The organism is Leifsonia sp. PARNA 1/14 (assembly GCF_055720965.1).
On sequence record NZ_JBVQSP010000001.1, the window covers coordinates 723,069 to 735,200 of the forward strand.

Sequence of the window (12,132 nt, forward strand, 5' to 3'; positions counted from 1 at the left end):
GCGCTAGCCGACGGGACGGGCCTCGATGCTCAACAGGAAGATGCTGCGGCGGAGGACGGCCCTGACCGTGGTCGCCGTCGCGGCGTTCGTCGCCGTCCTCGGGGGAAAGCTCGTCGACATCCAGGTGGTCAGGGCCGACGCCCTGCAACGGGCCTCGGTGAACGCCAAGGAGGACTCGAACGTCCTCTACGGCAACCGAGGCGACATCGTCGACGCGAGCGGCAAGATCCTCGCGACGACGATCTACACGTACACGGCGCAGGCGTCCCCGTCCGACGCGATCGCGGGCGGCCGCGACAAGATGGTGGAGGCCGCCGCGAAGATCGGCGCCATCACCGGTCAGGGCGGCGACGCGGTCGTGAAGCTGTTCGACGACGCGCTCAAGCAGAACGCCAAGTCGAAGTATGTGCTGATCAAGTCCGGCATGGACGTGACCGTCTTCGACAAGCTCGCCAAGCTACCGTACCCCTGGCTGACCTTCAGCAAGGCGCAGGCGCGCAGCTACCCGAACGGGGCAGTGGCCGGCAACCTCATCGGCTACGTCTCGCAGGGGGGCAACGGCGGTCTGGAGGACAGCGAGAACGGCTGCCTGGCGGGAGAGAACGGCGTCGAGACCTATCAGCGGGGCGCCGACGGGGTGGCCATCCCCGGCAGCACGGTCGTGCAGCAGAAGGCCAAGGACGGCGGGACACTCGAGCTCACCATCGACAGCGACCTCCAGTGGTTCGCCGAGCAGACGCTCGCCCAGCAGGTCGCCGCGACCGGATCGAAGTTCGGCTACGTGACGGTGGCGGAGGCCAAGACCGGCAAAGTCAAGGCCGTCGCCCAATGGCCCGCTCTCGACCCGAACAACATCGACGCGACCGATCCGTCGTTCTGGCGGCTGCAGACCCTCACCGACCCGCGTGAGCCCGGGTCGACCTTCAAGGCGCTCACGGCCGCCATGCTCATCGATCAGGGCAAGGCGAACCCCACCAGCCAGGTTCTCGCCCCCTACGAGTGGAAGTCCGGCAAAGGAGCGGACCTCCACGACTCGGGTTACCACGACCCCCTGCGTCTCACTCTCACGGGCGTGCTGATGATGTCGTCGAACACCGGAATGTCGCAGCTCGGCCAGCGGCTGACCGATCAGACCCGCTACGACTACCTCAAGAAGTTCGGGATCGGCTCGGACACCGGCCTCCCGTACCCCAACGAGTCCTCCGGCCAGTTGAACCCGGTCAAGGACTGGGACGACCAGACGAAGTACGCGACGATGTTCGGCCAGGGCGTCTCGGCGACCCAGCTGCAGATGGTGAGCGCGTACCAGGCCCTCGCCAACGGCGGCACCCGCATCCCGTTGACCATGGTCGAGGGTTGCAAGCAGGCCGACGGCACCGTGACCGACGTCCCGAAGCCCTCGCCGGTGAACGTCGTCTCGGCCGACGCCGCCAACACGACGCTCGGGATGATGGAGTCGGTGACCACCAAGGGCGAGCTCGCGAAGCAGCTGCAGATCCCCGGCTACCGCGTCGCCGCGAAGACCGGAACGGCCCAGCAGGCTGACGGCAAGGGAGGCTACCTGCCGTCGTACTACGTGTCGGTCATGGGCGTCGCGCCGGTGGACGACCCGCAGTACGTCGTTTCGGTCAACCTGGGGTTCCCGACTACCATTACTTCGTCGGCAGCCGCCGCTCCGCTGTTCCACACGATCATGAGCCAGGTGCTGAAGACCTACCGGGTGAAGCCCTCGACGTCGAGCCCGGCCGACTACCCGCCGTACTACTAAAACGGTCTACCGAGCAATGCCCGTCTACTGAAAGTGAGCCCCGTGACAGGACCGGCGCCCTCCTCTCTGCGCCCCGAGCATCCCGTCGCCCGCCCGCTCGCCCAGCTGGTCGCGGAGTTCGGGCTGGACGTGCGGGGTGATCTCGACGCCGTCGAGGTCACCGGCGCCGCCCTCGCGAGCTCGGCGGTCGAGCCAGGCGACCTCTACGTCGGCGTGCCGGGCAAGAACGCGCACGGCGCCGGCTTCGCCGCGGCAGCCGCCGAGGCGGGAGCGGTCGCCGTGCTCACCGACGAGGCGGGCGCGCAGCTCGCCGCCGACTCCGGCCTCCCGGTCATCGTCACCTCCGACCCGCGCGCCGCCCTCGGCGCGGTCGCCGCGTGGATCTACCGCACCGACGAGAACGCGGCGACGCTGTTCGGCGTCACGGGCACCAACGGCAAGACCAGCGTCGTCTATCTGCTCTACGCGATCCTCGGCCAGCTCGGCGTCGTCGCCGGCCTGTCGTCGACGGCCGAGCGCCGCATCGGCGAGCACGCGATCACGAGCAAGCTCACCACTCCCGAGGCCAGCGAGCTGCACGCGCTGCTGGCGCGCATGCGCGAAGAGGGCGTCCGGGCCGTCGCGCTGGAGGTCTCCGCGCAGGCGTTGAGCCGTCACCGCGTCGACGGCATCGAGTTCGACGTCGTCGGCTTCACCAACCTCAGTCATGACCACCTCGACGACTACGCCGCGATGGACGACTATTTCGCTGCGAAGCTGGAGCTCTTCCAGCCGGATCGCGCCCGCCGCGGCGTCGTCACCGTGGACTCCGAGTGGGGCCGTGCTCTCGTCGAGCAGTCGCGCATCCCGGTGTCCACCCTCACCGGTGTGCCCGGCGTCGACGCCGATTGGACGCTGACGGTCGTCGAGGAGACCCTCGCGGAGACGGCGTTCGTGCTGGCCGGCCCCGACGGCCGTCACCTCGAGACCCGGGTTCCGCTGCTCGGCGCCTACAACGCGGCGAACGCCGCGCTCGCGATCGTCATGCTCGTCGAGTCCGGCTACGACCTCGACGCGATCGGCGCCGCCCTCCACCGCGACGGCGGCATCGACGCGTACGTCCCCGGCCGCACGGAGCGGCTCTCGGGCGACCGCGGCCCGGTCGTCTTCATCGACTACGGGCACACGCCCGACGCGTTCCAGGCGCTCCTCGACGCACTGCGCCGGGTCACCGACGGCCGCATCGTCATGGTGTTCGGCGCCGATGGTGACCGCGACACGACCAAGCGCGCCGACATGGGCGCGATCGCTGCTCGCGGAGCCGACGCGGTCGTCATCACCGACTTCCACCCGCGTTCGGAGGACCCTGCGCTCATCCGCGCCGCGCTCCTCGACGGCGCACGCGCCGCCGTGCCCGACGCCGAGCTCTACGAGGTGGCCGATCCGCGTTCCGCTTTCCGCGCCGCCCTCGCCCTCGCCGGTGAGGGAGACGTCGTGCTCTACGCCGGCCCCGGTCACGAGGACTATCAGGAGGTCGCCGGCCGGCGCCTCCCGTACTCGGCCCGCGACGACGCGCGGCTGGCGCTCCGAGAGGCCGGGTGGCTGTAGTGATCGCCCTCACCCTCGCCGAGATCGCCGCCGCGACCCGTGGCACTCTGCTGCTCGACGGCGCGCTGCTGCCGGACGGCACGGCTGCGACGCCCGAGACCGTCGTCGACGGCCTCTCCACGACCGATTCGCGGGAGGTCGTGCCCGGCACGATCTTCTTCGCCAAGCCCGGCGAGGTGACCGACGGCCACCTGTTCGCCCCCCAGGCCGTCGAGGCCGGCGCAGCGCTGCTCGTCGTCGACCATGCCCTCGACCTGCCGGTGCCGCAGCTGCTCGTTCCCGACACCGTGGTCGCCCTGGGTGACCTCGCCACCGAGGTCATCGCGCGAGTCCGCGCGCTCGGCACGCTGAAGATCGTCGGCGTCACCGGCTCGAACGGCAAGACGACCACCAAGAACCTGTTGCGCGCGATCCTCGAACAGCTCGGCCCCACCATCGCCCCGCGGGCCTCCTTCAACAACGAGGTCGGGGCCCCGGTCACGATGCTCGAGGTGACGGAGGAGACCCAGTACCTCGTCGCCGAGATGGGTGCGAGCGGCATCGGCGAGATCGCCCGGCTGGTACGCATGGCGCGTCCCGACATCGGCATCGTCCTCAAAGTCGGTCTGGCGCACGCCGGAGAGTTCGGCGGCATCGAGAAGACGCTCGCGGCCAAGACCGAGATGGTCAGCGACCTGCTGGAGTCCGACGTGGCGGTGCTCAACCTCGACGACCCGCGCGTCGCCTCCATGCACGACAAGACCGTCGCCCGGGTGCTGTGGTTCGGCCTCGACGAGCGCGCGGCGGTCCGCGCGACCGACGTACGGTCGACGTCCCGCGGAACCTCGTTCACGCTGCATCTGCCCGCCGCCGACGGCGGAGAGGGCCCGGGCGAGTCCCGGCCCGTGCAGTTCCGGGTGCTGGGCGAGCATCACGTGATGAACGCCCTGGCGGCGGCCGCCGCCGCGCACACGCTCGGGGTCGGCATCGACACGATCGTGGCCGCGCTCGAGACCGTGCAGCGCGCCGAGCGCTGGCGGATGGAGGTGCTCGGCGGCGCTCGCGGCGTCACCATCATCAACGACGCGTACAACGCGAGCCCGGACTCCATGGCCGCGGCCATCAAGACGCTCGCGCAGATCGCCGAGCCGGGGGAGCGCACCGTCGCGGTGCTCGGCGAGATGAGCGAGCTCGGCGAGTTCTCGGGCGAGGAGCACGACCGCATCGGTCTGCTCGCCGTCCGCCTCGGGATCGACCAGCTGGTGATCGTCGGGCCGTCCGCGCGCCGCATGCACATCACCGCCATCAACGAGGGGTCGTGGGACGGCGAGTCGCTGTACTTCGAGACTCAGGACGCGGCGTTCGACCACCTGTCCTCGACGCTGCGCGCCGGTGACACCGTGCTCGTTAAGTCGTCCAACTCCGCGGGGCTGCGGTTCCTCGGCGACCGACTGGGAGAATTCTTCTCGTGAGAGCCCTTCTGACCTCCGGCGCGCTGTCGATGGCGTTCACGCTGTTCCTCACTCCGCTGTTCATCCGGCTCTTCCGGCGCCTCCAGTGGGGCCAGTTCATCCGCGACGACGGCCCGCAGAGCCACCACGCCAAGCGCGGAACGGCGACCATGGGCGGCATCGTCGTCATCCTGGGCACGCTCTTCGGCTATTTCACGGCGCTCCTGCTCACCGGCGACGAGACCAGTGTGTCCGCGCTGCTCGTGCTGTTCCTCATGGTGGGCCTCGGCATCGTCGGGTTCGTGGACGACTTCCTCAAGACCCGCCGGGAGCGCAGCCTCGGGCTGACGGGCTGGGCCAAGGTCGCGGGCCAGGTCGTTGTCGCGACCGTGTGGGCGTTCCTCGCGATCCGGTTCCCGGACGGGCGCGGGTACACGCCGGCGACCATGAGCGTGTCGTTCATCCGCGACCTGCCCATCGACTTCGGCTCGATCACCAAGTTCGGCGTGATCGGCGTGCTCGTCGGCTACGGGCTCTACCTGATCTGGATCAACTTCATCGTCGCCGCCACCTCCAACGGCGTGAACGTCACCGATGGCCTCGACGGTCTCGCCTCGGGCGCGAGCATCCTCGCGATCGGCGCGTACATCATCATCGGGTTCTGGCAGTCCATCCAGTCGTGCGCCAGCCCCACCCTGAACCCCGAGAACATCGCCAAGTGCTACGACGTGCGCGATCCATTCGACCTCGCGATCGTCGCAACGGCGATCGTGGGAGCGGTCGTGGGCTTCCTCTGGTGGAACACCTCGCCGGCGCAGATCTTCCTCGGTGACACCGGTTCGCTCGCGCTCGGCGGCGCCGTCGCGGCCCTCGCCATCCTCAGCCGCACCGAGCTCCTGCTCGTTCTCATCGGCGGCCTGTTCGTCATCGAGGCGGGCTCGGTCATCGTCCAGCGGGCGTACTTCAAGCTCACACACGGCAGACGCATCTTCCTGATGAGTCCGATCCATCATCATTTCGAACTGAAGGGCTGGGCCGAGATCACGGTCGTCGTGCGTTTCTGGATCATCGGCGGTCTCCTCGTCGCCGCAGGTGTGGGCTCGTTCTACCTCGAGTGGCTCGCGACGTGACGTCGGTGAGCGAACGCCTGGAGGCCCTCACCAGCTGGCATCACGACTGGCGGGGCCTGCGGGTCGCCGTCTTCGGCCTCGGCGTCACCGGCTTCTCGGTGGCCGACACGCTGGCCGAGTTGGGGGCGGACGTCCTGGTCGTGGCCTCGCGCGCCGATCAGGAGCGGTCGATGCTGCTGGAGGTCATCGGGGCGGAGCTGCTCGAGCAGCCCGACTTGAGCGTGCCTCCCGCCCGGCTGCTCGAGTTCGCTCCGGAACTCGTGGTCGTGTCCCCGGGCTTCCACTGGGACCATCCGCTGCTGCTCTGGGCCGAGAAGGGGGGCCTCGCGGTGTGGGGCGACATCGAGCTGGCGTGGCGCCTGCGCGACAAGGTCACCGGTCCCGACGGCACTCCCGCCGACTGGATCTGCGTCACCGGCACCAACGGCAAGACGACCACGGTGCAGCTCACGGCGACGATGCTGCTGGCCGGCGGCTCGCGCGTCGCCCCGTGCGGCAACATCGGAGTGCCGGTGCTCGACGCCATCCGCGACCCTCAGGGCTTCGACGTGCTCGTCGTGGAGCTGTCGAGCTACCAGCTGCACTGGGTGAACCGCAATCGAGGCGGCGAGCTCTCGCCGTACTCGGCAGCATGCTTGAACATCGCGAACGACCACCTCGACTGGCACGGCTCGCTGGAGGCGTACATCGCCGCCAAGGCGAAGGTCTACGACAACGCCCAGGTCGCCTGCGTCTACAACCGCGCCGACCTCACGACGCGGCGGATGGTCGAGGAGGCCGACGTCGTCGAGGGCGCCCGCGCCATCGGCTTCGGTCTCGACGTGCCCGGCCCGAGCGACTTCGGCATCGTCGACGGCATCCTGTGCGACCGCGCTTTCCTGGAGGATCGCCGCAACAGCGCCATCGAGCTCACCACACTCGACGAGCTGGCGGAGGCAGGGCTGGCCGCTCCGCATGTCGTGGCGAACATCCTCGCCGCGAGCGCGCTCGCGCGCTCCTACGGGGTCGAGCCGCAGGTCGTCCGCGATGTGCTCACGGCGTTCCGGCTCGACGCGCACCGCATCGAACTGGTCCGCGTGGAGGCGGGCGTCAGCTGGGTGGACGACTCCAAGGCCACCAACCCGCACGCGGCCGATGCGTCCCTTCGGGCGTATCCCTCGGTCGTGTGGGTCGTCGGCGGCCTCCTCAAGGGCGTCGACGTCGAGCAGCTCGTGGCGGCGCACATCGACCGGCTGCGCGGCGCCGTCCTCATCGGGGTGGACCGTTCGGCGCTGCTCGCGGCATTCGAGCGACACGCCCCCGGGCTGCCGGTGCTGGAGGTGGACACCGACGAGACTGAAGGGGTCATGCCGACGGCGGTGCGGCTGGCCGGCGGTCTCGCCCGCGAGGGCGACACCGTACTGCTCGCGCCGGCAGCGGCGTCGATGGACCAGTTCACCGACTACGCAGAGCGTGGGCGCCTGTTCCAGGCGGCCGTCAACGAGTTTTTTGGAGGTGGGGCGGATGACGACGACGCCGCCTCGGCTCCGCCCGGCGCCTGACGGTTCCGAGTCCGCTCGCGGCTCCGAGTCCGCTCGCGGCTCCGACTCCGGGCGCGGTTCCGACTCCCGCGTCGGCGCGCTGACGGCGCGCATCTCGCTGGGCCGCGCCATGAACAGCGAGTCCTCCGACTACTTCCTGCTGCTCGGCATCACGCTGTTCATGGTCGTCTTCGGGCTCGTGATGGTGCTGTCATCGTCGTCTGTCGAGTCGCACAACGACACCGACAACTTCTTCTCGCGGTTCTGGTCGCAGGGGGCGTACACGCTCGTCGGCCTCCCGCTGATGTTCATCGTCTCGCGCATCCCGATGACGTTCTGGAAGCGCTCGATCTGGTTCATCCTCGGCGCGGCCTGCTTCCTCCAGCTGCTCGTGCTGGTCACGCCTCTCGGCGTCGAGATCGGCGGCAACCGCAACTGGATCCGCGTCGGCGGGTTCGTCGGTCAGCCGTCGGAGGCCATCAAGCTCGCACTCGTCGTCTGGCTCGGCGTGGTGCTGGCCCGCAAGCAGGACCTCATCGACGACTGGCGGCACGTGGCGCTGCCGATCCTGCCAATCGCGGGAGGCGCCATCGGCCTGGTCGTGCTGGGCGGCGACCTCGGAACGACGGTCGTCATGGCCGCGTTCGTGCTCGGCGGGCTGTTCTTCGCCGGCGTGCGGATCCGCTACCTGCTCGCCGGGCTGGCCGGGGTCGCGGTCGTCGCCCTGTTCGTCGCCATGTCCAGCGCCAGCCGGATGGGACGCATCGCCGCGCTCTTCGGCGGGGCCAGCGCCGCGAACCCCGACGTCAACTGGCAGATCGACAACGGCTTCTACGCGCTCGCCTCCGGCGGCGTCTTCGGCGTGGGGCTCGGCAACTCCCACTCCAAGTGGTCGTGGCTGCCGGCCGCCGACACCGACTTCATCTTCGCGATCATCGGGGAGGAGCTCGGCCTCATCGGCGCGGTCGTGGTCCTCCTGCTGTTCGTGATGCTCGCCATCGTCTTCCTGCGCATCATCCACTCCTCGACCGACCCGTTCCCGCGCGTCACCACCGCGGCGATCATGGTGTGGCTCATCTTCCAGGCGTTCGTGAACATCGCCGTCGTGCTCGGCGTCATCCCGGTGCTCGGAGTCCCGCTCCCACTGATCTCTGCGGGAGGGACTGCGATGATCAGTTCCATGATCGCAATCGGCATCGTGCTGTCCTTCGCCCGCCAGAACGCCCGCGACGCCCGTCGCGCCAAAGGGCCGGTCGTCCGTCCGGGGTCCGCCGCGTGAGCCGCTACCTCCTCGCCGGCGGAGGCACCGCCGGCCACGTGAACCCCCTGCTCGCCGTCGCCGATCGGCTGCGCCGCGACGACCCATCGGCGGAGGTCGTCGTGCTGGGCACGAAAGAGGGGCTGGAGTCCCGGCTGGTGCCCGCCCGCGGCTACGAGCTCGCGACCATCCCCAAGCTCCCGTTCCCGCGACGGCCGAACGCCGCGGCGCTGCGGTTCCCCGGCGAGTACCGCCGCGCGGTGCGCTCGGTGACCGGCCTGATCCGCGACCGCGGCATCGACGTCGTGGTCGGTTTCGGGGGCTACGCCGCCGCGCCCGCCTACTCGGCCGCCCGCAGTGCGAAGGTTCCGTACGCCCTCCACGAGGCGAACGCACGACCCGGCCTGGCGAACCGCCTCGGTGCGCGGTCGACGCGCTGGGTCGGCGTCGCCTTCGACGGCACGAAGCTCCCGCACGCCCGCTTCGTCGGGATGCCGCTCCGGCCGGAGATCGAGGAGCTCGACCGCGCGGCCTCCCGTGCCGCCGCGCTTCGCGAGTTCGGGCTCGTCGACGACCGCCCGACCCTCCTGGTCACCGGCGGCTCGCTCGGCGCCCGGCGCCTCAACGGGACCATCGCCGACCGCGCAGCCGCCCTGACGGCGGCCGGGTGGCAGGTGCTCCACATCCAGGGCGGTCGCGGCGAGCTGGGCGATCCCGGCATCGAGCACTACCGCCTCCTCGACTACTGCGACCGCATGGACCTCGCCTTCGCTCTGACCGACTTCGCCGTCGCGCGGGCGGGAGCGGCGACCGTGTGCGAGTTCGCCGCCCTCGGCATCCCTGCGGTGTACGTGCCGTTCCCGATCGGCAACGGCGAGCAGCGCTTCAACGCGGCGGGCGTGGTAGAGGCGGGAGGCGGCATCCTGGTCGACGACGCGGAGTTCCTCCCGTGGTGGGTCGACGAGCGCCTGCTCCCGCTGCTGGCGGATCGGCCCGCCGTCGACGAGATGGCCCGCAAGGCCGCGACCACGGGCGTGCGCGACGGCTCGGACCGGATGGTGGCCCTCATCCGGAGCGCCGTGAACCGGAGCGCCCCGACCCAATCCTGAGGTTCGCCGCGTAGCCTGTACCCTGTTCAACCCGACTCGCGGACCGAAAGCAGCACCTGTGACGATCAAACCCGACCTCAGCGCCACTATCCCCGACGACCTGGGAGCCGTGCACTTCGTCGGGATCGGCGGTTCGGGGATGAGCGGCATCGCGCGCCTGTTCCTGGAGTCCGGTCACACTGTGACCGGGTCGGACGTGCGGCATTCGGCGAACGTCGACGCCCTGCGCGCGCTCGGCGCCACGATCGCGATCGGCCACGACGCCGCGAACGTCGGCGACGCCGACACGCTGGTGGTCACCGGTGCGCTGTGGCAGGACAACCCGGAGTACCAGCTGGCGCTCGAGAAGGGCCTCCCGGTGCTGCACCGGTCGCAGGCGCTCGCGTGGCTGATCAACCGCAAGCGGCTCGTCGCCGTCGCCGGCGCGCACGGCAAGACGACCTCCACCGGCATGATCATCACGGGGCTGCTCGGTCTCGGCGAAGACCCCAGCTTCGTGAACGGCGGCGTGATCGCCTCGCTCGGAAAGAGCTCGCAGACCGGAACCGGCGAGCTGTTCGTCGTCGAGGCCGACGAGTCGGACGGCTCGTTCCTGCTCTACGACACGGCCGTCGCCCTGATCACCAACGTCGACCCCGACCACCTCGACCACTACGGCTCGCTGGAGGCGTTCGAGGACGCCTTCGTGACGTTCGCCAACGAGGCCGACGAGTTGGTCGTCGTGTCGTCGGACGATGCTGGCGCGACCCACGTGCACCGCCGGCTGCGGGAGGTCGCGCCCGAGAAGCGCGTCGTCACCTTCGGCGAGGCCGAGGACGCCGACGTCCGCATCCACTCGATCGTCACCGACGGGCCCGTCGCGTTCACGCTGAGCTTCCAGGGCCAGGAGTACTCGGCGCGTCTGCGCGTCCCCGGCCGTCACAACGCCATCAACGCGGGCGGCGCTTTCGCCGTCCTGACCGGCCTCGGCTTCGAGCCGGCCGCTGCGCTGGCCGCGATCGCGGAGTTCGGAGGGACAGAGCGTCGCTTCGAACTGCACGGCACGGTGGGCGGCGTGAGCGTCTACGACGACTACGCCCACCACCCGACCGAGGTCGCCGCCGCCCTCTCGGCGGCGCGGACGGTCGTGGGTGACGGACGCATCATCGCGGTGCACCAGCCTCATCTCTACAGCCGCACCCGGCTGTTCGCCCGGGAGTTCGCCGAGACGCTCGAGACCTACGCCGACGAGACGGTCGTTCTGGATGTCTACGGCGCGCGAGAAGATCCGGAGCCGGGGGTGACCGGTGCGCTCGTCGCCGAGCGCTTCGAGCATCCCGAGCACGTCGCGTTCATCGCCGACTGGCAGGCGGCAGCCGACCACACGGCCGGCATCGCCCGCGAGGGCGACTTCGTCATCACACTGGGCTGCGGCGACGTCTACCGCATCGTCCCGCAGCTCCTCGACTCGCTCCGCCGCGTCCGGGAGTAATCGCCGGTGAAGCGTCCCCAGGGTTTCGACCGGTCCGTCTCGCCGCGCGCGGGCATGCCGGACGTTCCGGCCCCCGCCACGCCGGAGAGCTCGCCGGAGCGTCCGGCCGCGGTCGGCACGGTCACGGAGCCCATCCCGATCGTGCGGCACGACGTCCCCGCGGCGCCGCGCCAGACAGCGCGCGAGACTCCGGAGCCGGCCTCCGCCGCGCGACGCTTGACCGACGCCGCGATCGGCCGCGTCCCGAGCAACCGCGAGATCTCGCGCGCCCTGCGGGCGGCGCGCGCCGAGCGCAAGCGCGTCGAGCGCGGCGAGGTGCGGCGCTTCACCAAGCGCTCCCGCCATCGCCGGATGCTCTGGCTGGGTGCGGCCGGCGTGGTCGTCGCCCTGGTGCTCGGGGTCGTGCTGGTCGGGCTCTCACCGCTGCTCGCTCTACGGCACGTGGAGGTCGTCGGCGCCTCCCGGCTCGACCCGGCTGCGATCGCCAAGACGTTGGACGACCAGGTGGGCAGGCCGCTCGCCCTGCTCGATCAGGCCGAGATCTCGAGCGACCTCGCCGGTTTCCCGCTCATCCGCAGCTACACGCTCGAGAGTCATCCGCCCGACACCCTGGTGGTGCGGATCGTCGAGCGTCAGCCGATCGGGGTCGTGCAGCAGGGGTCCGCGTTCGTGCTGGTCGACGAAGCCAAGGTCCCGATCGCCTCGAGCGCTACCCGACCGGCGGACTTCCCGCTGATCGCGGCCACCGGCGCGGCGGCCGACGCGAACGCGGACTCCGGATTCGCCGCGGCCTCCGCCGTGCTCGCGTCGCTGCCCACCGAAGTGCTCGGGCGGGTCGACACGATCTCGGCGAAGACCA

At 70.4% G+C, this 12,132-nt stretch carries 9 protein-coding genes; all 9 read left to right on the forward strand.

The genetic code is table 11. From position 1 onward, the window contains the following. Positions 1 to 25: 25 nt before the first annotated feature. A complete protein-coding gene (locus AC0HS0_RS03670; RefSeq protein ID WP_472961716.1) occupies positions 26 to 1,768 on the forward strand; it encodes a peptidoglycan D,D-transpeptidase FtsI family protein in 1,743 nt (580 codons plus the stop codon). 42 nt (positions 1,769 to 1,810) lie between these two features. Beyond that, a complete protein-coding gene (locus AC0HS0_RS03675; protein WP_472961717.1) occupies positions 1,811 to 3,355 on the forward strand; it encodes a Mur ligase family protein in 1,545 nt (514 codons plus the stop codon). Further along, positions 3,355 to 4,806, forward strand: coding sequence for a UDP-N-acetylmuramoyl-tripeptide--D-alanyl-D-alanine ligase (locus tag AC0HS0_RS03680; RefSeq protein ID WP_472962124.1), 1,452 nt, complete (start codon positions 3,355 to 3,357; stop codon positions 4,804 to 4,806). Before AC0HS0_RS03675 ends, AC0HS0_RS03680 begins: the two co-directional genes overlap by 1 nt. Further along, a complete protein-coding gene (gene mraY / locus AC0HS0_RS03685; protein WP_472961718.1) occupies positions 4,803 to 5,915 on the forward strand; it encodes a phospho-N-acetylmuramoyl-pentapeptide-transferase in 1,113 nt (370 codons plus the stop codon). Before AC0HS0_RS03680 ends, mraY begins: the two co-directional genes overlap by 4 nt. Further along, entirely contained in the window at positions 5,912 to 7,456 is a 1,545-nt protein-coding gene (gene murD, locus AC0HS0_RS03690) for a UDP-N-acetylmuramoyl-L-alanine--D-glutamate ligase (RefSeq protein ID WP_472961719.1), read from the forward strand. Before mraY ends, murD begins: the two co-directional genes overlap by 4 nt. After that, positions 7,419 to 8,714: a putative lipid II flippase FtsW gene (gene ftsW / locus AC0HS0_RS03695; RefSeq protein ID WP_472961720.1), complete on the forward strand. Its 1,296-nt coding sequence runs from the start codon at positions 7,419 to 7,421 to the stop codon at positions 8,712 to 8,714. Before murD ends, ftsW begins: the two co-directional genes overlap by 38 nt. Further along, positions 8,711 to 9,802, forward strand: a complete 1,092-nt coding sequence (locus AC0HS0_RS03700; protein WP_472961723.1) for a UDP-N-acetylglucosamine--N-acetylmuramyl-(pentapeptide) pyrophosphoryl-undecaprenol N-acetylglucosamine transferase — start codon at positions 8,711 to 8,713, stop codon at positions 9,800 to 9,802. The genes ftsW and AC0HS0_RS03700 overlap by 4 nt, the downstream gene beginning before the upstream one ends. Positions 9,803 to 9,860: 58 nt before the next feature. Continuing rightward, positions 9,861 to 11,273: a UDP-N-acetylmuramate--L-alanine ligase gene (murC, locus tag AC0HS0_RS03705; RefSeq protein ID WP_472961724.1), complete on the forward strand. Its 1,413-nt coding sequence runs from the start codon at positions 9,861 to 9,863 to the stop codon at positions 11,271 to 11,273. Positions 11,274 to 11,279: 6 nt separating this feature from the next. After that, positions 11,280 to 12,132: FtsQ-type POTRA domain-containing protein (locus AC0HS0_RS03710; protein WP_472961726.1), on the forward strand; the 853-nt coding region annotated here is incomplete at its 3' end.